Source organism: Enterococcus sp. LJL98, assembly GCF_054871745.1.
The window spans coordinates 145,822-168,837 of record NZ_JBTXLU010000001.1 but is presented as its reverse complement, the minus strand read 5'-3'; the positions used below and the strand labels follow the sequence as shown (position 1 = coordinate 168,837).

Sequence of the window (23,016 nt, the reverse complement as noted above, 5' to 3'; positions counted from 1 at the left end):
CTAACTCTTTCTAATGGTTTTTTCTTTTCAAATTAGAATATCGTACTACGAGTAATTTAGAATACTTATTTCATGTGTGACAGGATTGCCAAAAATGAATATTCTGAATTAATTAGTTCCCCTCCTTACGAAAAACACAAATCTTATTTTCTAATCAAATTACAATAAATCATTATCTTACAATTTATAAAAAATAAAAAATATTATTTTTTTGAAATGAATAAAAGAAAAACGATATATCACTATTAGTAAGAGAAGTTCATCTATTCAAATAATTATTTTACTCTATCCTTTCTGTTCCGTTTATCACTTTTATTACATAAAAAAAAGGACATGTATTAATTAAATTTTCATTATATTATGTTCTTATTACAAGGAGGGGTTTTATGAACGTTGAACATTATGAGATTGAATCATTATTCGGATTAGACAAAGAGTTCGTTGCAAAAAATATTATTCTCCATTTATTGGATAATTCTTCTTATTTAACAACAAAAGAAATAACCAGTTTTATTGCGCCTATGGGAAAAATTAGTTTAGATACAATACAATCGATTTGTCGTAAGCTAAAAGAAGATATATCCAAATTATATACGATAGATGAATGCCAATTGATAATTGAGCCTGGATTAGGACTGAAACTTGTTCGAAAAAAAGGAAACCTGAAAAGGGTTCTTGATTATTATGCGAATCAAGAATTATCATTCATTCTTTTACAAAGACTTCTACAACACAGAGAGGTCATTTCAATTGACTTTTTAGAAGAACAGCACATCAGCGAATCGACATTACGCAGAAAAATAAAAGCTATAAATGTCAGTCTAAATAAGTATAAAATTCATATAACCTACTCACATAGAATAAAATTAACTGGGAATGAAACAGCAATACGTTCGTTTCACTTTCACTTTTTAGTTTCCACGCATCGTCAGCTAGAAAAATTATTACCTGAAAATGAATATTTTCAACTTGAAAAAAATGTAATAAACATATTACGTGCTTCTAAGCAATCATTAAACCCTCGTGATATTTATACTTTTAAATTGGCTTTTTTTGCCTTTGAAACTGGAGTTCTCGCAAAAAAAATTTTCCTTTCTGAAAAACAAAAGGAGATCATTAATCAATTTTCTATCCCTGAGAAACCATCTTTTTTAAACTACTGGTCAGTAGAAGATTGGAGTTTTTTTATTACTTTTGTCTATGCTTCCGATTATATTGAATACGATCTTATCACTAGATTAAATAGAAAAAATAATAATGTGTTTCAAGCAGAGGGAGATTCCTGGATCTTTTTATTTGAGTCACGTTTTAGAAAACTTAAAAAGAATGAAAAAAAAATCGTTTACCAGACCATTCAAAAATCATTTATAATGGATGATTTTTTTTCAATAACCGATGAATTATTTTTGCTACTTCGTATCGTGAGTTTCGAAGAAATTGCCATATCTCATCCAATATATTATAGAAAGTTTTTACTATTTTGGGATAATATTATCGCAACGAACAATTTCCCCATAAATAAAAATTTCCAATTAGTTTCCCTACTCCTTATTATACTTTTTGAGCCATTAAGTGGACACCTTCCTGTTTTCAATATTGCTATTTATTCAGAACAATCGACTCTTTTTTCTAACTATTTGGCAAACCTGCTAAAAATATCTTTCACAAAAAAATATCATTTGATTTTTACTCCAGATTTTAAGAAAGCTGATGTAATCCTTAGCACTGTTCCACTGATTGAAGAAGAATGCTTAGGAAAAAAAAGTTTGATTATTAATTCAATCCTAAGTAAAAAGGATTTAGAATTAGTTGAGCAAACTTTCAATTCTTTATTAGCATAATTCCTAACTGATAAGATTGCTTAAACAATGATGTGAGACCCACATGAAGGACAATGGATACGAATTTTGGCAACTGTACCCAACTTTCCACGATATGAATTATATCGATGTGACTTCTTAGTGTAGGATTTTACTTCGATTGTTAATTTTCTTATCAACCGTTGAATCTTCTTTTTGCTCACGATAAAACCGCGATTTTCCAGCTATTTTTTCATTCTGATGCAGCCATAATCTTTGTGCTCTTTCCAGATTTCTAACATTTCATCTTCAATTTTTTGATTTGGATTTCTACGTTCGAACCGTTTTTGCCAATACATATAAGTTGACTTAGGGAATTTCAATGTTTCAAGAAGCTCAACTAATTTGAATGAGCCTCGGTCGGAGGCTGTCGATGATACGTGTGATTGATTCTTGCGTCTTTGTTGGGCTTCCTGTTTTCGCAGCTTCCTCAATTCTTTTAAAAAGGCATTCTCGATTTGAAGTGAACGTACTTGTTTCTCTAATTCCTTAATACGTTCGGATTCTTTTGGAGTGATTTTAGATATTTTCTTTTCTACTTCTTTATTTTTCTTCGGCATGTTAGAAGGACGTCCTTTCAGTTTTGAAAGTCCCTCAACACCGCCCTCTCGAAACTTATGAACCCAAGAGGTAATCAGTGGGTGCTTATTAATACCTAGGGCATTAGCTACCTCACGATAGGACATTTCACTCGTTTGATATAACTCTATCGCATCTAACTTAAATTGAGCAGAGTATTTCTTATTTTGACGTATTTTTAATAATCCCTCCCCACCAAACTCTTTATATCCATTGACCCATTTTCTTATCTGTGACTCTGCTTTTACTCTATACTTCTTTGCCAGATAAGAGTATCCTCCCTCTCCATTAAGGTATTTTTGAACCATTTTCAATTTAAATTCAAAACTGTATTTTGCCATAAAAATAACGACCTCCAAAAGTTAGGTTTTTGGTCTAACTTTTGGAGGTCGTTTCAATCATCAAGTCTATAAATTATAGAGTCCGTACAACTGTCTCCTTTGTATGATGAGAAAAGTGTATAACAAAAAGTGTAAAAAAATCCTACAATGTTACTACCTTCCATTACACTAGAATTACTCTCACTCTTCTAATCAGTCACAGTATCTTTGTACTCTGTAAAAAATCTCATCTTTTAAGATCTCCTGTATCTATCTAAATGATTCGCTAATGTTTTATTTCTCTCATTCAAAAAATGAGTTCCTCATTGATTTAATACAAATACAACCATGGAAGCAATAACATAAATATACGTCCATGTAGCATTATCAATAAAGAAGAATGAACTTTTAGGATTCCAAATGATGCGCATCATCTTAATCGTAAAAGTATTAAACTTTCTATTAGGAAACTTTAATTTTCGATTCAATAAAATGGCTTGAAATTTTTCTTCTGATAATTGCCGTTCATCTTTTTTAAGGAATAACAGCGTAAACATAAAATTATATATTCCGCTAATCAATAGTGCTAATGAAAGAAAATATTGATTACTTTCGATTAAAGTAGGTTGTACTAGCATAAGGGTCAAAAGAGAGACAATAAGTGAAAAAAAAACTAATATCCCCTTACCTTTATAAATAATAACCATTGACTCGTTTCTCCTCTCGAATCCATCCGAACTCTATCATTTTTTCCAATAAATATTACTCTATAACATCAATCTCTAGTTTACTTACTGCTAAGTGTTGTATTTTTTCTTCTAGATCATTATAAAGACTCAATACTGCAACCTTTGATTCTTCAACTTCATAAATTGCTTTTTTTGCATTATCTTTAATAGCCTCTACCTGCATCTCAGCAGTTCGTAGTATCCGATTTGCTTCGACTTTAGCTTCTTCTAATGTTCGATTCGCTTTTTTTCGAGTAAAAGTCAAAATAGCCCCAATCTCTGTTTGTATTTCACCATTTTCTTCTTTTAACCAATCATTTTCTTCTTGTAAGTCGTTAATCTTCTCTTTAAGTTTAACGATCTCTATTGAGTCTTCTCCAGCTTCCTTTGACAACGCTAGTAGTTTTTCGAATTCCTCTGTTACATTGTTCAACTCTTCAGTCTTTTCTTGTAAACTCTGTTTTAATTCCAAGGTTGTTTTATTTTTTTCATCTATAAAACTTTTTTCTTTTTCGGTTAAGCTAAGTAGATTTTCCTTTTTTTCTTCTAACTTTTGTTTTAATACTAAATTATCGTTTATTAATTTTTCGTTCTTCTGTTTTTCATCGATTAACTGAACGTTTTCAGATAATAATTGTTCATTAACTATTTTTAGTTCCTTGATTTCAAGTGCTAGTCTTTCTACTATCGCTGGTCCAACTTTATTTTCAATTTCTTCCTTGAGTTTTGTATTTTCTAAGTTTATCTCTGTCATTTTTTTCGTATATCCTTCCATTTTTTGTACTAATTCTTGTACTTTCTCGTCATTTCCACGTTTTTCTTCTAATGATTTCTTTGCAATAACTAGTTCTTCCTGTAGCGCCTGTACATTATTATGACTTTCTTCTTCTGCTTGTTTTAAATTTTCTCGCAAAATTTCTAAAGTCTTTTTCAGTTCTGTATTTTTCTCTTCATAAGACGCTAATTCTTTAGAAAATTTAATTTTGCTTGTTTCTTGTTTAGACGCTGCAATTGCAAGTAGCTCTTCCAATTCTTTTTTCTTCTCATCACTCTTTTGCAATTGAGCTGTTAATCGAGAAGCAACTTGTTGACATTCTTCATGAAACACATCATCACTTTTCATTTTTTCTTGTTGAAGTAGTTCTTGCCTCAACAAAAAAACTTCTTGTTCTGTTTCTTTCAATTTGTTACTTGAATCTAAATTCATCTGATTTAAAACACTTAATTCATCCAAAAGTTCTTTTTTCTCAACTTCAAATTTTTTAGTCAATTCTTCATGAAACGAATCTTCATTTTTAGCTTCAAATAAATCTTTTTGATCTGCCAATTGTCTATGTAAAAGTTCTTTTTCATTTTTTAGTCCTTCTACTTGATAACGCGTTTCTAGTAATTGATTCTGTAACTTGCTTATTTCATCTTCCTCAACATTTGTTAGCGATTTAAAAGATTCCTCTTCTATAGCAGAAAGACTGTTTATTTCATCTAGAATACTACGACTAAAAAACCAACCATTTTTCTTTTTATTTTCCAATTTCTACTGCCCCTTTTTGTTCTTTTTCTTTTATCTTTCCTTCTGTTTTCTTATTTTCTTCTTCCTTTTCTGCCTCTATTGGATTACTTATTTTTTTGAATTTCCCTTCGGTATTTTCTCGAATATAATACTCATTTATTTCCAATGTAGGGTCCACTACGTTTTTCAGTTGAACATTGATTTGACCTATTAATGATAATTCTTCCGCTTCCACAATAAAAGACTTAATGTTTTCTAAGATTTTTTCTCTCTTTTCTTGATCAATTACATCTAAAATTAGATTCAAATATAGCGTTTGCGTTGAAGAATTAAAAATTACAAGTAGAGTTGTTACTCCGAAGTAAGGAGTCAACTGCTGAGCCATTTTTAATTCTATCGTTGACAGTATCTTGGAATCCTGAGACTCTCTCAGTTCTTCCCAATTATAAGACTTTAAATCCAATCCTTCTTTAGGATAAGGGTAAATAGGCAAATTTTGCGTTAGTTCGGTTTTTTCTTGTTTTAATAATTGAAAATCTTCCTTGATTTTCATCTGTTGTTGTTGGAGCGCGCGATAATTATCTTCTAATTTTAAAAAACGGACAGTCATTAAAGCCATTGTTATCAAAAGAAGAAAACTAAGCACAAGTAGTGCTAATGTGTGCCTTCTGTATTCTTTTTGTCGAATAAATTCTAATTTACGATTAAAGGAACGGCTCTTGTCTCTCATATTTACAATTTGTAACAGTTGCATTTCTTTTAGAACACGAGAAAAAAGAAATATTGTTGCAATAAATATCAAAATAAAAATTAAGATATTCCAGATCATTATTTTATGACTCCTCCTAATAAAAGTTTATTTTATTTTTAACAATTCCTTCAATTTGATTAAGATGGATTAATCCTACCGTGCGACTATCCTTCGAGACATCAACGTTGTCCCCTATTACAAAATACATATGCTCTGAAATTTCATCTACTTGTTGCATTTTATTTGCGACTTCATCGGATAAAATAAATGAATAGCTCATTTTAAACGAACCTTCACTCCCAATGTTTAATATCATACGATGATCATTTATAATAAAACGATCTTTCGGTACTCCAATTACTCTTTTAATATACATTTCAGTTTTATCTAAGTTCGAAAAAGCAATGACACTATAGCGATCAATTTCTTTACTTTTTTTAGTTAGAACGAGATCGTTGTTCTCATACATCCCTTCCATAGATATTCCTGATATTCGGTGAATCTGGTATAGTCTAGAAAAATAGAATCCTCCACTAACAATCAAGCTAATACAAATACCTTTAAAAAATACTTTTCTATTCAAATCACATCATCTACCTTTTGGGTGTAATATACGAAACTAAACTAGAGTGAGCCAGTTCATTACTAATTATACGGTAGGATATTGTTTGACCTCCAAACACGTTTCCTTCTGAAATCAAAATCCCATTAGGTCCTACCGCCTCAACAAAAGCAACATGTCCATAACGGATATCAGATCCCGCTGTACCTGGAGAAAAAGAGATTAATGTACCTGGTTCCGGTGTTGAAGAAACTTGATATCCCAGGCGTTTTCCAGACTCTCCCCATTCCCCTCCATTTCCCATAAAGTCATCAACAGTCATACCTAATTGACTCACTCGATTAAAGGCATACCATGTACATTGACCTACTGGATAGGAACCAGAAGAATTGTAATCCTTCCCATTATAGGTGGGGTAAGACATCAAACTACGATATTCTTCAGGAATACTTGATAGATGTTGAATGAAGATACCCGGATTTTCATTAACTGGTTCATCATACTTAGTAAGATGATAGGCTGCAATAATTGAATTTAGTTTGTTATTGTAATATGCATCTGTCGCATATTTTCCTGTTAATGCATGGGTGGCACTTAAATAATTTTTAGCCTCTGAACGCCAACTTTTTTGATAGAAAGTAGCATTCCCAGAAACTCCTCCGCGAATTAGTTGAACATAGTCACTTAACGCTGAGTGATAGTTTGGATAAGAACGAAATGCCGCTTTAATTTCATATAGTTCCCCGTTTCCGCGATCCTCCTTTGTTGATAGTACAACTGAACGATTTTGGTAACTTCCTTTAATTCCAAATAAATTATGATATGGGCTACTAGCTAACCCACTTGTTCCACCACCAGACTCTAAGACTGCTTGAGCAATCATCACCGAAGCAAAAATATCGTACTCCAAACCTAATTGTCGAGCTTCCTCGCCAATTGATTGAATAAACCTTTCTGTTACAAAGTTAGCTTGAAAGTCAAAAGAAACTGGATAATCCAAGAGAACTGATTTCCCATATGAAGTAAGTGGATGCTGACTTTGTCTGCGCACTTGGATTTTTTCCTGTTTTTTTAAAACTAGTTTATTTATAGCCGGAACTTGATATTCTTTACCTTTCAAGTCAATCTTTTTTTCAATTGAAATATAATAATTTTCACCTAAATAAAGACCAAACAATTGTTGTTCTTCCTCAACTTCCAAATAAAAGATATCACCTGGTGTCATGTCATCTTCCATCACTTCTAACATAGCTAAGTCTTCTATCTTAATTCCAAATAGTGATTGGTACAAACGTTTGACCAAAAGTGGATTAGACCATTCCTCTTTAAAGTCTACTTGAACTTGTTTTAATGCTTCGTAAACGATAACTCCTTGGTTGACTTCCTTATAGCTGTTTAACAAAGGAAGTTCAAATCCTGCTAAATCATCTTCCCCTACCTGATTCACTCTGTATTCTTCTGATACAGAAGAAAAATCATTAGCTATTATCTCAGAAAAGGTTGGTAATTTAGGGCTTGTCGAGAGTATAATCGATGGTTTTCTAGTCTTACTTTCTTCTTCAGAGGACGTTACCGACTCTGATGCTTCCGTTGAGGAAGTCAGATCCTTATCCTCTGAAGAAGTTATCTTTTCATTTTCTTGAATTGATGAAGTTTCAGTCTGACTTTCTTTCGACTCCATTAAGTCTCCAGACTCTGTAGTTATTGCTGATTCTATAGAAATATCACTCTCAGTATAAGTAGTTTCTGTTACCGTATTCTCTATCGCTGTACTCGTAGTTTCACTGTCACTCGAATTTTGGTTTATTTCTTCTTTTGTTTCTTCTTCATAAATACTATTGATGTCGGATGATAAGGAGTTGACTGAGCCTTCGGATTCAAACGAATCCATCGTTTCATTTTCTAGAGTTTTGCCACTACTTACTTGGGAGGCTTGACTTCCAAAAGATTCAAAAGAGGGCATTTCGGTTGTTCCTTCCTTTTCATTTACACTTGCATTCAAATTCGAACCTATTGATGTAGCTAATAATATAACTCCTATTCCAAAGACACTTAAACTTAACACTGTTTTTTTCATATGTCTCACTCTTCTTTCTTTTTTACAATCATATCAGTGAAAAAAATAAAATAGGCATAATAAATAATAGAAACAATGGTACTATCGTTTGCATTGGATCCGAAACGATTTTTGCTGCCAAACTCATCCCCAGTTTGTCAAAAGACGAAATCGGATCTATTTTAATTAAAGCGCCATCACTTTTTTCAGATGATCTTTTGAGATTCAATTGAGTGAACTCTCCCTCATCAAGATTTTTTAACGGTTCCACACTTTTTAATTTCCCTTGAACCAGACGCCGATACCTCGTACCAATATCCCCTTCACAACGAAACAATGTAATCATTGCTTCTTCATTCTGTTCATTCTTTTCAATATAATGAACCTCCGTATCCTCGACAATTTCATTTAGGTACACTTCATAAATAAACAAATCTTTAAAATCTGTTGTATAAACTAAATCCCCCTCATTTAAATCTTCAATTCGATGTAACAACACGTCCTGATCAAAAATATTATGAGTAAGTAAAACATAGTTATCCATCCCTAATTGCTGTTCTGGACGATATGTCGAGGCACCAGTCAATAGATTTTGATTTGCAATACCTGCTAAAATTGGTAAATCAATTCCTACTGATGGAATGACTAGCTTGCCAATACCTGATTGGTTTGTTGTTTGGAAGGTCATCTTTTTTGCTTCTGCATAGTCAGAGATACGAACACTTGCAATCTGACGTTCATCAAAATCAGCTTGATGAATTTTATCTAAATTGTACTGACTTAGTTTTTCTTGTTTCCCTATATCTACCGTGCCTAACACTGGTTCTTCTTCCATCAAAAAGTAGCCATATAGTGCAACTCCTAAAACAATAATCATTGAAATAAAAAGTAATGCAAATAGAGTTTTTGTAACAAAAAAAAGGCGTTTTAAATGTTTTGCCGCATTTTTTGCTACGTTTTCATCATTTGAACGAAAGCGTAGCACGTAATATTGGTAGAGTCCCATTAACAGAATGAAGATCAAAGAATTGATCGCCAACGTTGTAAGAACTACATTTGTATAATTCAGTCGATTTCTCTTTTCAACCTTCATCTCTATCGCTTCTTCATACGGGATTCTTTTTCCATTGACTAACAAACGAAAGGTGTTGATTCCTGGAGGCGTACAAGTTAACAAGGTTACTTCATCCTTTCCAGAGCGAATATTAACTTTTTCGACTTCTGACGGTAAGACTTCCTCTAAAGAATGGATCATATATGCCAACCGTTCTCCCAAAATATTAATAAAAAAGATATCACCTTCTTTTAGCGTTAATACATCTGTAAAAAGCACTTGGTTTTGTACGCCACTATGCCCTGTTATTACCGAGCGAGTATTCTCTCCCCCAATTGGAATTGAAGTCGTTTCAAAATGACCTAGCCCTTTATTTAAAGTCTGATAATCTGTTCCTTGATAAAAAGGCATTTCTTTAATATCTATTGCTGGAATATCAATTGTTCCCATCACCTCATTCAACCGCAGAACATCCTTATACTCTATACTGTGAGTCTCTATCCCCTGCTGTCTTTTGAAAACATACTCATTATATTTTTTTGCCAATTCAAGTTGCTGTTTTTTTTCTACTTCAGAAATATTTTTCATTGTATTCGAATAATTGCTGACTGCTTCACTACGTTCTCTATTGGCTACGTAGTTTGCAACAATTGGATATAATAAAATAATAACTCCTCCAAAAATCATGAAAATGGCAAAATACTTTAATAGGGAATTCCGTTTTCTTTTTTTCATTTTGATTCCTCTTTCATCATTATTCGAGTCAATTCAAATTAAAGATAGAAGAAACGGATGAATTTCCATCCGTTTCTTCTCATTTTTTAATCAAGCCTCTGTATTCTTACGAAAAATTACATACATACCTAGCGAACCCATAAAAAAGACAAAAGCTAACGACCAAGCAATCGGATAAAACTTCCCAATATTACCACTTGTTTGTGGAATTTTGATGGGCTTCTTTCCCGGTTGAATATGAGAAGAGTCGTTTTCCTCACCGTCCTTCTTAGGAATTTCTCCAGGGACAATACTTGATTTTGGATACAAATACACATCTTTTAGAGAATCTCCGTTTGTTTGCGGCAAAGGCAACTCAAGAATAACCGGCTTCATAACAGTTTGTATCTGTTCATTTTCTTTTTCAGTAACTCGATACATGCCTTGAGGAAGTTCTATGAAATGTGCAACTCCATCTTCATCTGTAACAAGCTCTTGTTTCAGCGCGTCTGCTCCTTCTATCACTTCAAATCCATCAGCCCCATTACTTGGAGTCACTCTTTCGATAACATAAGTCACTCTAGGTAAAGCTTTTAACTCATTTCCTTCATGGTCTTTCACAACATCTATTTTCGTGCCATCTAAAGGAAACGGATTACTTTCCAACACATCTTTTGTCATTTGAACTTTCACAACGGTAATACTATAATTTTCCTCTGCTGCAAAAGTCGGTGTTACCGTTTGTCCGATCCAGAGGATAGCTAGCAAGAAACTACCGAGTATTTTCAAATGTATTTTCATACTAAACTCCTCCTTTTCTTCTCGGATAGAATAAATAAGCGGAGGCAAACATGCCTGATAACATCAAGAAAGTAAAAACAATCAAGATTTGCTCTATCGGACGATTACTTCCTGTAAAAGGTAGCTCCGTTTGCTCACGATTGCCAATGTAAATCCAAAGATCAGAATCCATCTCTGTATCCACATTCTTAAGTATTATTGGTTCTTTCGCGAGTTCAAACCCTTCAGGTGCTTTAACTTCGACAAGGACATAGTCTCCGCTCAGTTTTCCATCAAAAGAAGACTTACCATCAGCACCAGTTACGATTTGAATAGCTTGGCCGTCTTCATCTTTCAACTGCTTCGCAGGATCAACAACATCTCCCTCATAAATCTCAAAGACAGCTCCGGATAAAGGAGTCCCTTGACGACGATCTGCGTCATCAATTTCCCCATTCCCGTTTGTGTCCGTTAAAGTCGATTCATCATATTTATATAGATAAATTGGACGCGTTGGTTTGTAGAATCCTGCGTTCCGAATGGCCAACGGGTTCGTTGGATTTAATGGAAAAGATTTAGATTGATACGTAGCTTCCTCTTCATCAAAAATTTCGTAATAAATATTTGATTGGGTTTCTCCATCTTTTGGTGTAGTTAACACATAACTTTCCGGAGGTAAAACACGAATACGATACATTCCTTGACGAAAAATATCCATTTCATATTTTCCTTCTGTATCAGTTAGAGCAGTAATCGGTTGTCCTTCTAAATTCAAGACGGGTTGGCCCTCTTCATCAATTAAGACAACTAAGTGTTTGTCAAACCTCGGTTCTACCATCAGGTCTCCAATCGTACTGTCTAAATTCTTGTCATGGAAGACCGTGCCCTTGACTTTGTAACGAACAATTTCAATCGCTGCATTATTCGATTCAAAGTACCGATGGCTGGTTGAACCAAATGGATCGGTAGATACCCCAAAGGAGTTGTTTGCTTTTTGTCCTGTGGTTAGCTCATAATCTTTCGCAGCATTAATTGGAACCGTTACTTGTAAGCGATCTCCCCGATAAAATGTATCTTCCTCATTCAGTACAACTTTAAAAGCCCGAACAAGACTAAAGTCAAGGACGGTTTCTTGCCATGTTGCCGTTTCATAAAAAGCGCCATAATCATCTTGGGTAGGAGAGTCCATACTGTAATATGCCTTATAATTGAGCGGCACTTGGATTGGTCCACTTAGAGTGACTGGAAACTCCGATTCTCGATTGTAGGGATTTCCTTGATCATCTTTTCCGACAGTCTTATCCCCTACAAAAGGCAAGACATCTAAGATTTCTACATGCTGAGCATCGTGTAGTGAATTATTTAAGACTCTCAAACGATAAAAACCACTAGAGGCTATTTCTGTCTTTCCTGACTGAGGATTAAAAACGTATCCATTATCCAAGTTTCCCTGAACCTCTTTTGTAGCAATTAACTCGATTGGTGAACGATAATCAACGGTTTTACTATCTGCTGCAATCTTATCTGTCCGATCGCCATTTTCATTGACGTCATAAATATCTGTCGTCCCTCCTGAGGCAGTACTTGATGCACGAATCTCATTATTATTATCCCAACCTAGGTAAGCGTTATTAGTATTACTACCTTCTTGCGCAAGCTCTGTCACTTGAGTTTGATAGGTAATTCGATAAGGAATAGCATAAGACGAACCAATTGTACTTTGATTCGAATAATAGCTTGATAATCGCCAACGTAAAGCGGTTCGACCAGTCCCTTCAAAATCAGGAATAATTTCTGGTTCTTTATTGCTTGGAATCGATTCGTCGTAAATATAACGCGTACCACTTGGCCGAGTTATGTTCGCCGACCCTGGAATATAATTGAATCCTACAGGGAGTAAATCCAACAAGACGGGTGATTCTACCCGTTGGTTTGGTACGTCATTAAAATGTCTCATGTCTAAGGTGTAGTTGTGCATATCATAAACAAAGGTTGGACTTGGACCATTTCGTGACTTAATTAAAGCAATATAGGGATTAATTGGTTTCAAAGTATGATAACCATTACCAGAACCTGTCCATTGATGCCCACCATTCACATAATTTCCAGAGAATTGGGCATAATTTCGCATAGTACCTCTTACCGTTGGATCTTTCAAAGTCGTTTTTTCAGGATCTCGGTACACACTGTTAATCATAAGGTTTACGGATCCACCTGGTGCCAATGTCCCCCCCTTATTCGACGTCATGAGGATTTCTTTGGTATCTGCTGGAATGGTTAACCAAGGAGAAGAATACGATTGAGTTGTTCCAGAATACATTGGCACATAGTCCTCTGTAAGAAGAACCATCGATCCATCTTCTAACAAGGCCGTCAAGGTAACAGTTCCTTGATAATGGTAGTTTTCAGGCTTCGTTAAGTTCTCACTATTACTAGATATAGAACTACTCCAGACTCGAACTTCCTTAAAGGCCAGTTGATTGTCTTGATTATAATCTCGAATCACTAAATTCTCCATGGCCTCTGGACTCACTGTCGTATTAGATGGATTGTAAATATAACTTTGCCAAGAAACAATATATTTTTCCTTTTCCTCCAATACATCGTAAACAGATCCCCCCCCCATTTTAGAGACGATGTAACCTGTCGGACGCTTCAATTCTACGACTGTATGATAGATATCATCAGTCTTTACTATTTTTTCTTCGTAATCAGGTTTTTGATAAGGAGTAAAAGTTGCTGATCCCGTGTTGGTAAAACGTTGGTCCAACTTAGCTTCAGGATAGTATAGTTTTAGTTCCGGACTATAATTATTCAGAAGTGCACCTGTCGTAGAAAAAGTTAAGTCCCCACGATAAGTAACTTCTCTTGTATCAGGATTATAACTCCATTCTGGATTATCCTCTGTTCGAAATAGAGCGCCTTCAGGTAATTTATCGATGATTTCCCAATATTCAAACGTTCGTCTACCGGTCGTCGTAGTCTTCAATCCATCATTTAGAAAATGGAAACGATAAGAAACAGGTGTCAAAAGATCTAACTGATCTTTTCCTGGAAAATAGTCCGGATTGTCAGGATCTTTAGAACCAATTGTAATTGCTTCGCCGTTAATAGAAGTCCAAGAACCTGTATCGGATTTTACATATTTTGTCAATGTTGGATCATTGGTTGTGTACGGAACTTTTGTTTCTGCCTTTGCTTGCTCTACTTCATTAGCATCCTTGATGACTGCGGTAATCGGTAGCTTGTATCCTTTTGGTGTCATACCTGCAGAAACCTTAAAACTAAAAGGTATTTGCCCTTCATAACCTGCTTCAATAATCGGTACTTGATAACGAATAATGTAATCATCCGGATCTGTTTCATCCAGTTCAACATTACTTGCTAAAGCGAAACTTGACCCTCTAGGTTTCTCTGCAATAAAAGTTTTTGGGATGCGAATTTCAATTACCGCATCTTTTAAGTTTCCTGTCCCTTGGTTCATCGTTAACGCAACATATCCCACCGCTTGTTCGCCAACTAGATAGGTGTCTTTATCTGTAAAAATTTCAAAACGTGACAAGGCACTTTGATCGTCTTGTTGAGAAGAAGCATCTCCCGTTTCTTGTGTCTGTTCTTTATCTGGCAACGAGGTAACTGGTTCCTTTTTAAAAGAAGATTCTGACAAGTCCCCCTCCGTTTCTACTGTCACAGACGCAGAAGCTTCTTTTTCATCTTCTATTTCTAATAAACGTTGAGATTCTCCTACTAACCCTCGATAAGAATAGAGCGTTTGTTGTAAACTTTCTCCCTTTTCTTCTCTAAAAGGAACATTTTGAATGTTGATGGATATGTCTTTTTCCTCTAAGTGTTTCACGAGAAAACTTTGGGTTTCTCCTCGTTCTAGATAAAAGTAAAGTGCACCGGTAGTTCCCTTTTCATCTAGGGTAAAGACAGGTGGCAAAACTTCAGGTTTCAAATCATCCGATGACTTACTTTTGTTTTCTACTGTTGAAAAGCCTGTTGAATCTCCTACTTCTTCCATTGAATCATTTACTTGTTCTACTTCAGTTTGTGCTTCAAAAAATGAAGCCTGCCAATCATCCACGTCAAAAGTACTTTCTAAATAATACGCAGGATCAGATAAGGGTTCTGGTCTCTCATATGATAGGACTGGTGTCACCTGAATCTTTGGGGTAATCGGAAGTTGATAAAAACCACTCTTTTCTCCGGTCACTGAAACTAGGACTTGCTTCTCCCGAGTCCATGCATTTTCTTTAGCCACTTCTTCTCCATCTAAAGCCACCTTAACAAGAGACTGGTCTTTTTCAGAAGCTTTTAGTGGCAAGAACTGAGGCAACGAGAAAAGTTGCCCCAGTAAGATCGTACCTAAAAGGAGAACAGAGACAAACAAGCGTGAACTTTTTTTATGCATTGTCAGTCCTTCCTTTCTTCTTCAATTATACGTGACGACGTTTTTTGTCAATCAAGATTGCTACTGTACCAATTGTGATTGCTCCTAAAGCGATTGTCACTAAAAGCGTTGCCCCTTCACCACCTGTGAATGGCAAGTCTGTTTTCGGCTTATTAACAACTTCTAGTTCAATTGTTTCGTCTTCATGAGTACTTAAATCAACAATAACTTCTTTCGCTTCTTTCAGTAACTCAAACCCAGCAGGTGCCTTTGTTTCAACTACCCAATAAGACCGTTTAATATCTTCTTTCTTATCTGCAACATCTAACTCCAAACCATTAAATTCCGCTAATCCGTTTTCATCAGAAATAGATTTCAAGAATGTCACACCTGTTGGCAGCTCCGCATCAAATGCATAAGACTTTCCATCACTTGCTAAAAATACTTTTGCATCTGCATTTTCTTTTGAGCTTGCAATATGAAATTCTGCTCCTGCTAAAACTGCTCTTTCTTCTTCTGTTCCCTCTTTTGTTTTCAAAATATCAAATCCACCAGTATATACTTTTGGATAAGACGGGTCTTCTGGATCTGGATTCTCTGGATCTTCTGGATCTGGGGTTTCTGTTTCAACCGGCTTGAGCCCAGGTGAAAGGAAATTTACTTTAAAGTTATTAGCAATCACGCCGTTATAATCTTTATCCACATGCGTTGTGTAAACTACGCGAATTTGTGGTAGTGTAGTAATTGTTGCAGCTACTTTTTTCATACCTGCTTGAGTTAAGTTCACAACTACTTCTTTATCCTCTGTTGTTGCACTTGTAATTGGATGCGTCGTTTGAGACTCTCCATCAACTGTTACCGTATAATCTGTACCTAAAACTAGATCTACCCAACTGTCAGCATCGTCTTTGTCACCAATTTGTAATTTTACATCGTCAAGTAACAATTGTTTATTTAATGTGTCTGACATTGTAAAATAATCCGCGTAAACATCTTCACCTTCTTTGACTTCAATATCTTCAATTTGAAGACCATCCTTATCATAAACAGGTGTAATCACCATATCTTGTGCGGGTACTTGGTGCAGACCGACAGGAATATTTGCTGCTGCTTCCCAATCAAACTGCTCACCAGCCTTAATTGAATAAGCTTTTTCACCTTCAATCGTTTTATCTGGTTCTAATAAAGACTCTAAAATATTTTTTGGTTGTACTTCAACATCATAAATTAATTTTCCTGTATCTTCACGATGAGTTTGTGGAATATATACAAAAAACGGGTCTGCTGGTTTTGCAATTTTCGGTCCATCTCCCGGGCGGTCATCTGCTAATTCTGTTACTAAATACACACCATCTCCAGCTGTTCCCGTACCAAACGAATGCTTAACACTTCCATCCTCACCTGTTATAACTGTAACAGCCTCACCAACTGGAGTATAAGTATCCTTCAACGGATTTTTTAAATTTGTTCCTGTTACTTTTTGAATTGAAAACTTAATTCCTGGGAGTGGAGTTTTATCAACAACTTGTTCTAGTCCTTCTCCACGATCTCCCAACTCTGAAGAATCTTTTACTTGATACTTCCAAATTGTTAAGGTTCTTTCTGTTGTTTCATCTGCGATTGGATTTGAGCTGATTGTCTGTTCTGCGTGTACTACATTGGTCGCAAGTAAGCTAATCGGAGCAGAAGCCAATAGCGCTGTACAAATCGTAATGTTTGCCAACAATTTTTTCTTATTCATAATTATTCTCCCTTTCAAACTTTTTTAATTAATAACGAAAAAGCAATAATGATACCATCTTTTAATGATTAAAGGATTAGAATTATTTCTATACTTACTTGAATCATTTTTGAATTCTAAGAAGCTATTTTCAAACTATAGTCTGATTAAAGCAGCTCATTTTTAACATAGTAAAGAAGAATTGTGTCTGTTAGAATCGAGGTTAAAAATTATCAATTAATGTTAATTTTCCCCTTTCTTTAGAATAAAACATTTTCTATAATGATTTGGTCTATAACAATTAAATAGGTAAATAAAAAAAGTCTATTCTAACTGATAATAAGTATCCTCTTCATATTCAGAGTTTCTAACCCTCCTTTAAAAAACGGTGTCCATTTATCGAAGTTTCAATCATTAATATATGGATAATATTAGCATGGATCTAACCTTTAACTCATGACCTCATTTTTACTTAATCAATACTGAAATCTGAACAAATTATTTTTTCAGTAAATTTAAGCTTTGACTAAACTTCCATATCACCAGATTTTCCGAACATTAGTTCCTTTTTCTTTTTATAAATAGCGAATACCTAAAATAATAGAATTATTAGAAAATACCTAGCAGTGAATCACAATCATGAATCATTTTTTATATCAATTCCTTTCCTCTATTTCGTTGCAAAAAAGAATAACGTCTCACTTTACTAAACGTTCTAGTAAAGTGAGACGTTATTCTTATATACTTAAAATCTGTTCAACTGCTTGTTGCATCGCCGAGACTTCCACGACCTTATGATGTAAAACCGGTAATGCCGGTAATTCTTTTACTGCTTGGGGTAAAGTCAGACCCGTTAATTTTTCAAGTTGATAAACCAACGTAAAGTCATCTACTTGCGAGGTCTTCCCTGTGATAGACTCCACAACGGTTCTTGGAAATTTATAAGGACTCGCAGTAGATACAATCACCGTTTTCGTTAAATCAGCTGTCTTCGCAGTCAATTGGTCCGCTACATTTTTCGCAACAGCTGTATGAGGGTCAATCACATAGTCTTGCGACTGAAAAACCTCTCGAATCGTTGCATTAACTGCTTCTTCCGTTGCAAAAGCACCATAAAATTCAGCCAACTCTGCATGCATTTCTTTAGTGATTTCGTAACGCCCCTCTGTCGTTAACGCGTCCATCCAAGTTTTTGTTTGCTTCGCATCCTCACCTGACAGATGATAAATCAAACGTTCTAAGTTGCTTGAAACGAGAATATCCATTGAAGGGGAGGTCGTTAAATGAAACGGTCGTTTACGATTGTATTCCCCCGAAGCAAAGAAATCTGTTAAAACATTGTTTGTGTTTGAAGCGCAGAGTAATCGGTTAATTGGTACACCGATGCGTTTGGCATAGTAGGCAGCTAGAATGTTTCCAAAATTGCCTGTTGGAACCGAAACATTGATTGCTTCTCCGACCATTATTTCACCTGATTTCACTAATTGCGCATAAGTGTATACATAGTAAACAATTTGTGGCAATAACCGACCAATATTCATTGAATTTGCCGAAGAAAATTGTTGCTGATTCTCGGCCAGAGCTTCATTTAAAGACGGGTTGTTAAACATTTCTTTCACAGCCGTCTGTGCGTCATCAAAGTTTCCTTTCACTGCAACCACATGAGTGTTGGCTCCTTTTTGTGTGACCATTTGTGTCTCTTGAATCTTACTCACACCTTTTTCAGGATAAAAAACAATGATACGGGTCCCCGGAACATCCGCAAAACCTGCCATCGCTGCTTTTCCAGTGTCCCCTGAGGTTGCTGTTAGAATGACAATTTCTTTGTTGACGTTATTTTTCTTTGCTGCAGTCGTCATTAAATACGGTAAAATAGATAACGCCAAATCTTTAAACGCAAAAGTCGAACCGTGGAACAGCTCTAAGTAATAGTCCTTGCCCTTTTTTACTAGCGGTGCTATGCTCGTATCCGTAAATTTTTCATCGTAAGCACCAGTCACACAAGCTTGAATTTCTTCGGGTGTAAAATCAGGTAGAAAAGCTTGTAAAATCAACACGGCCACTTCCTGATAACTCTGTCCTGCCAGTTTTTCAAAATCTAAATGAATCGCAGGTAATTGTGTTGGGACGTAAAGCCCCCCATCGGTTGCAAGTCCTTGCAAAATTGCCTGTGAAGCCGTCACAATGTTTTTTTCATCTCTCGTACTTTGATATAATAGGGGCATTCCCTCAACTCCTTAGAATTTTTCTTATTAATTTCATCATTCTATCATTTTTCATTCTAAAGAACTAGTGAAAGAACGTTTTTAATCTTCAATTTTACGTAGCAAGTATTTATCTAGCGCTTCTTTCATCTTTTCAGGCATCTTTCTTGGGATCGGGAAAACCTCCGCTTCAATGACACGCGTAGCAAAAGCAATAATGAAGTCAACGGTTTGATTGAAGCTTTCGACACTAATAAAATCAATGACATCTTTCTTCGAATGAATCTCCGCTCCACCACCTGCTGCACCACGCGCAAACGTGATAGCTGGAATGCCACCATCTGCAAAAGGTGTGGAATCACTTGGGTAGACGCCAGTTGATGTCTTAATTGCAAAGTTTAACTCTTTAGCGACAAAATCAATGTAGTGCGTCACGGCCTCTTCCCCCGTTACACAAGCAATGTCTTTACCTAACACGACACCCAACATATCGAGATTAATATTTAGTTTATAGTCTTCAAGCTTTTCTTCATGTGCTTTGACATAAGCGGTCGCTCCCAACAAGCCACGTTCTTCTGTCCCACACCAAATAAATTTAAGTGTCCGCTTCGGTTTCGTTTGGCTAAAATGTTTTAAGAAATCCAAAATCGCTACCGCACCAGTCGCATTGTCGTAGACCCCATTTGAGTGACGAACAGAATCGTAATGTCCCGAAAAACAAATGATTTCATCTTCTATTTCACCAGGTAAGGTTACAACTAGATTATGAGAAGTACGCGTACATTCTTTTCCATGAACGGTAAGTTTTACTTTTTCTGGTTTTAAACGCACAAGCGCTTCTGCGTCATGAATACTCATCGTTACGCCAGGCAACTTCCCTAACTCCTGCAATTTCGGTCGCAAAAAGCGCTCTTCTAAATCAACCGTCTCATCATAGAGACTTCCGTTAAATGTCACAAAACCAACTGCCCCTGCAGCAACAATTTTTTTGTAGGCGGCATAACGTAACCCACCATTAAAAAGCACAATTTTCCCCTTCATTTGGCTTAAACTGATATCATCTAAATCATCACCGTAAAAAAAGTCTGCTTCTAAGCCATCGGTTACGCCCGCCATGCCGACTCCTGTTACCGTAAAGCTTTGTTTTACTGGCTGGGTCACTTCAAAAGTTGCAGTAACTTCTTCAGGAAACTCAATTTCAAAAGGTTCGAGTTCTGCTGTTAGACCTAACTTTTCAATTTCTTCTTTCATAATCATGGCTGCACGATATTCTTCTTTTGATCCTGCCACTCGTTCAAAAGATAATTTTTCTAAAAGTGCTAAGTTTTCCAATCGTTTGACACTCCCTTTTTCGTTATTACTATTTAGTATACCGTTCTTAAAGACTAGAAACAAATCAAATTCTTATGTTATAGTATGAAAGAGAAAAAAGAAATAGGAGGTCCCTTCTTGATTACACTGAAAGAAAAAATTATTGCAAAAAGTCAGGAACTCGGTATTGATAAAATCGGTTTTACAACCGCGGAACCTTTTGACCACTTGAAGGGCTCTTTAATTGAACAAAAAGAAAAAGGGTTTACTTCCGGATTTGAACATCAAAATATTGATGAACGTTTATATCCTGAACTTACTTTTGACAAGCCTCAAAGTATTATTGCTATCGCTCTTGCTTACCCCACCAAATTCCACGGTGAAGTGCCGCGCGATGTCAAACGTGGACAATTCGCACGTGCCTCTTGGGGAGAAGATTATCATTTTATTTTACAAGATCGCTTGAAGAAGTTAATTGCCTATATTCAAAGTGAAGCAAAATCTGAAGAAGAGAAAAATGATTGGCGCTTTGCTCCACAAGTCGATACTGGAGAATACATTGATGTAGCTGTCGCCCAGCGCGCAGGTCTTGGATTTATCGGACGAAATGGCCTGCTAATTACGAAAGAGTTCGGTTCTTTTGTTTATCTCGGTGAAATTACGACGAATATTCAATTTGAGCCAGATACTCCCGTCGAAAATGGTTGTGGTGACTGCACGCGTTGTATCACAGCCTGTCCGACAGGTGCCCTTCTTGGTGATGGCCGAATGAACGCAAAACAATGTTTATCCTATCAAACCCAAACCAAAGGCATGATGCCGCGAGAATTTCGAAAAAAAACGCGAAATGTCGTTTATGGTTGTGACATTTGCCAACTTGTTTGTCCCTATAATCAAGGCGTCGACTTCCACTTCCATAAGGAGATGGAACCCGTTATCGATGAAGTGTTTCCTAAATTGGAACCGATTTTGACACTTTCCAATCGAGCATTTAAGGAACAATTCGGACGACTTGCAGGTTCCTGGCGCGGCAAAAAACCGCTTCAACGCAATGCGCTGATTGCACTAGCCAATCTTGGTGGACGTGAAGCATTGCCAACGATTATCCAGTGTCTGGAGGATCCTCGTCCGGTCATTCGCGGGACTGCTGTTTGGGCCATCGCTGAGTTAACCAAGCGACAACCAGATGAGACGATTGCTCTCTTTCAAAAACTGAAAGAAAAAGAAACCGATGAAGAAGTCTTACATGAAATTGAAGAAGCTTTTGAAACGTTTAAAAATCCGCGTCGCAAATAAGGTGTTTGAAAAAATAATTCCAAATAAAAAAAGATAACCGCCTGCCGAAAAATGGGTTATCTTTTTTTATTTTAATCTTTTAAATCATTCGTATAGCCTTCGTTCAAAAAATCAGGCTTTTTCCAATGACTCTGCTTGAAAAAGTCGCTTAAAAATAGGATAGAGGATGAGATAAAATCCAGCGTTTCCCACCGCGTGTAATGTATCAAATGAGATCCCAGCAAAGTAATATACCCAAAAATTCGTCAAGCCATAAATCTGAGTATCAATGATTGCCATGAGGAAACCATACAAATACCCTGCCAGCAGGCTATAGAAAACTTGAAGACCGACGGCGCGCTTGAACAAGGAGATGTGGGTCAATAGGCCAAAGAGAAGAATAATGACACTAAATGAAAGTATTTGAGAAATCGTCCAAACGCCCATCCCTAAATAAAAGTTCGTAATGAGCAAGGATAATACGTTCACAATCAAGCCACGAGAAATCCCGTATTGTAAGGTAACTATTAAAAATAAAACCGTCATCGGTTGTACATTTGGAATAAATTGAAACATCAGCCGCCCTACAACACAGGCTGCTGTTAAAAGTGATAAAAAAGCAATTTCTTGCGTAGTAAATGTCTTTGTCTTTTTTCGAAACATTTTTTGTGCTCCTTTCCCTTTCAAAAAGATACCATACATCGTCAAAAAATCAATCCTTCGTTCCCCTCCTTTTTTTGAAAGGCTTTTCATTAGAAAAATGAAAGATTTCTTGGTAGAATGGAACTGTAGAGTAATTTCAGTCCATTCTATCAATTCTTAAAGGAGGCAAACTCATGAATGATCCAATTGATCGCTTAAGTGAATTAGCAAAAGAAGAAAAAGAACGACGTCCCTTTGCAAAACTAGACCAGATGGAAAAAGAATTAAACTTAGATGATGCGCCTGATACGGAAAAAGAAGACTCTAACGTTGTTCCAACTGACGCCAAAGAGAAACAACTTTTGGATGAGCAAGGGATTATCGAGCTTGCTGCTTCAAAACAAGCAAAATTTAACAATCAAGCACCACAATAATAACCTTTGACGCTCTTAGTCAAAATAAAAAATACCTTCCCGATTCTATCAACTTGGGAAGGTATTTCTGCTATTTTTTCGCTAAAACCTTAAATAAAGCCTAGACTTTTCCTTTTTTTTGAAT

Annotated in this window: 15 protein-coding genes and 1 pseudogene; 3 read left to right on the top strand and 13 right to left on the bottom strand. The window is 35.8% G+C overall.

The genetic code is table 11. The annotated features are described in order from the left end of the window. The first annotated feature begins 386 nt into the window (after positions 1-386). Positions 387-1,841: a helix-turn-helix domain-containing protein gene (locus ACYSNO_RS00755; protein WP_461729150.1), complete on the top strand. Its 1,455-nt coding sequence runs from the start codon at positions 387-389 to the stop codon at positions 1,839-1,841. Between the two features lie 53 nt (positions 1,842-1,894). Here the strand turns inward: ACYSNO_RS00755 and ACYSNO_RS00750 are convergent. From ACYSNO_RS00750 to ACYSNO_RS00695, 12 genes and pseudogenes are all read right to left on the bottom strand, one after another. After that, a pseudogene (locus ACYSNO_RS00750) lies at positions 1,895-2,779 on the bottom strand (transposase); the annotation flags it as partial. Positions 2,780-3,081: 302 nt separating this feature from the next. After that, positions 3,082-3,465: a hypothetical protein gene (locus ACYSNO_RS00745; protein WP_461729149.1), complete on the bottom strand. Its 384-nt coding sequence runs from the start codon at positions 3,463-3,465 to the stop codon at positions 3,082-3,084. A gap of 55 nt (positions 3,466-3,520) precedes the next feature. After that, positions 3,521-5,017, bottom strand: a complete 1,497-nt coding sequence (locus tag ACYSNO_RS00740) for a hypothetical protein (protein ID WP_461729148.1) — start codon at positions 5,015-5,017, stop codon at positions 3,521-3,523. After that, complete coding sequence (locus tag ACYSNO_RS00735; protein WP_461729147.1) at positions 5,007-5,825, bottom strand: hypothetical protein; 819 nt, start codon at positions 5,823-5,825, stop codon at positions 5,007-5,009. The genes ACYSNO_RS00740 and ACYSNO_RS00735 overlap by 11 nt, the downstream gene beginning before the upstream one ends. Positions 5,826-5,841: 16 nt before the next feature. Next, positions 5,842-6,291: a signal peptidase I gene (gene lepB, locus ACYSNO_RS00730; protein WP_461729695.1), complete on the bottom strand. Its 450-nt coding sequence runs from the start codon at positions 6,289-6,291 to the stop codon at positions 5,842-5,844. Between the two features lie 49 nt (positions 6,292-6,340). After that, positions 6,341-8,386: a glucosaminidase domain-containing protein gene (locus ACYSNO_RS00725; protein WP_461729146.1), complete on the bottom strand. Its 2,046-nt coding sequence runs from the start codon at positions 8,384-8,386 to the stop codon at positions 6,341-6,343. Between the two features lie 28 nt (positions 8,387-8,414). Beyond that, positions 8,415-10,154: a sortase family protein gene (locus tag ACYSNO_RS00720; RefSeq protein ID WP_461729145.1), complete on the bottom strand. Its 1,740-nt coding sequence runs from the start codon at positions 10,152-10,154 to the stop codon at positions 8,415-8,417. Positions 10,155-10,244: 90 nt separating this feature from the next. Beyond that, positions 10,245-10,934 (bottom strand): pilin N-terminal domain-containing protein, encoded by a 690-nt coding sequence (locus tag ACYSNO_RS00715; protein WP_461729144.1) that lies wholly within the window; start codon positions 10,932-10,934, stop codon positions 10,245-10,247. A 1-nt stretch (position 10,935) separates the two neighbouring features. Further along, entirely contained in the window at positions 10,936-15,327 is a 4,392-nt protein-coding gene (locus ACYSNO_RS00710) for a SpaA isopeptide-forming pilin-related protein (protein ID WP_461729143.1), read from the bottom strand. Positions 15,328-15,352: 25 nt separating this feature from the next. After that, on the bottom strand, positions 15,353-17,047 hold the full coding sequence (locus tag ACYSNO_RS00705; RefSeq protein ID WP_461729142.1) for a SpaH/EbpB family LPXTG-anchored major pilin: 1,695 nt from the start codon (positions 17,045-17,047) through the stop codon (positions 15,353-15,355). Positions 17,048-17,763: 716 nt separating this feature from the next. Next, positions 17,764-19,251: a threonine synthase gene (thrC, locus tag ACYSNO_RS00700; protein WP_461729141.1), complete on the bottom strand. Its 1,488-nt coding sequence runs from the start codon at positions 19,249-19,251 to the stop codon at positions 17,764-17,766. 81 nt (positions 19,252-19,332) lie between these two features. Then, positions 19,333-20,562, bottom strand: a complete 1,230-nt coding sequence (locus ACYSNO_RS00695; protein WP_461729140.1) for a M28 family peptidase — start codon at positions 20,560-20,562, stop codon at positions 19,333-19,335. 117 nt (positions 20,563-20,679) lie between these two features. On the opposite strand from ACYSNO_RS00695, the gene queG reads away from it, so the two are divergent. After that, positions 20,680-21,837, top strand: a complete 1,158-nt coding sequence (gene queG / locus ACYSNO_RS00690) for a tRNA epoxyqueuosine(34) reductase QueG (protein WP_461729139.1) — start codon at positions 20,680-20,682, stop codon at positions 21,835-21,837. 111 nt (positions 21,838-21,948) lie between these two features. On the opposite strand, the gene ACYSNO_RS00685 is transcribed toward queG, so the two are convergent. Further along, positions 21,949-22,479, bottom strand: coding sequence for an ECF transporter S component (locus ACYSNO_RS00685; RefSeq protein ID WP_461729138.1), 531 nt, complete (start codon positions 22,477-22,479; stop codon positions 21,949-21,951). Positions 22,480-22,652: 173 nt separating this feature from the next. Between ACYSNO_RS00685 and ACYSNO_RS00680 the strand changes: the two genes are divergently transcribed. Next, complete coding sequence (locus ACYSNO_RS00680) at positions 22,653-22,892, top strand: hypothetical protein (RefSeq protein WP_461729137.1); 240 nt, start codon at positions 22,653-22,655, stop codon at positions 22,890-22,892. Positions 22,893-23,016: the final 124 nt, after the last annotated feature.

Coding starts and splice junctions, on each gene's coding strand:
- ACYSNO_RS00755 (WP_461729150.1), top strand. CDS start 387: ATGAACGTTGAACATTATGAGATTGAATCATTATTCGGATTAGACAAA.
- ACYSNO_RS00745 (WP_461729149.1), bottom strand. CDS start 3,465: ATGGTTATTATTTATAAAGGTAAGGGGATATTAGTTTTTTTTTCACTT.
- ACYSNO_RS00735 (WP_461729147.1), bottom strand. CDS start 5,825: ATGATCTGGAATATCTTAATTTTTATTTTGATATTTATTGCAACAATA.
- ACYSNO_RS00725 (WP_461729146.1), bottom strand. CDS start 8,386: ATGAAAAAAACAGTGTTAAGTTTAAGTGTCTTTGGAATAGGAGTTATA.
- ACYSNO_RS00720 (WP_461729145.1), bottom strand. CDS start 10,154: ATGAAAAAAAGAAAACGGAATTCCCTATTAAAGTATTTTGCCATTTTC.
- ACYSNO_RS00715 (WP_461729144.1), bottom strand. CDS start 10,934: ATGAAAATACATTTGAAAATACTCGGTAGTTTCTTGCTAGCTATCCTC.
- ACYSNO_RS00710 (WP_461729143.1), bottom strand. CDS start 15,327: ATGCATAAAAAAAGTTCACGCTTGTTTGTCTCTGTTCTCCTTTTAGGT.
- ACYSNO_RS00705 (WP_461729142.1), bottom strand. CDS start 17,047: ATGAATAAGAAAAAATTGTTGGCAAACATTACGATTTGTACAGCGCTA.
- thrC (WP_461729141.1), bottom strand. CDS start 19,251: ATGCCCCTATTATATCAAAGTACGAGAGATGAAAAAAACATTGTGACG.
- ACYSNO_RS00685 (WP_461729138.1), bottom strand. CDS start 22,479: ATGTTTCGAAAAAAGACAAAGACATTTACTACGCAAGAAATTGCTTTT.
- ACYSNO_RS00680 (WP_461729137.1), top strand. CDS start 22,653: ATGAATGATCCAATTGATCGCTTAAGTGAATTAGCAAAAGAAGAAAAA.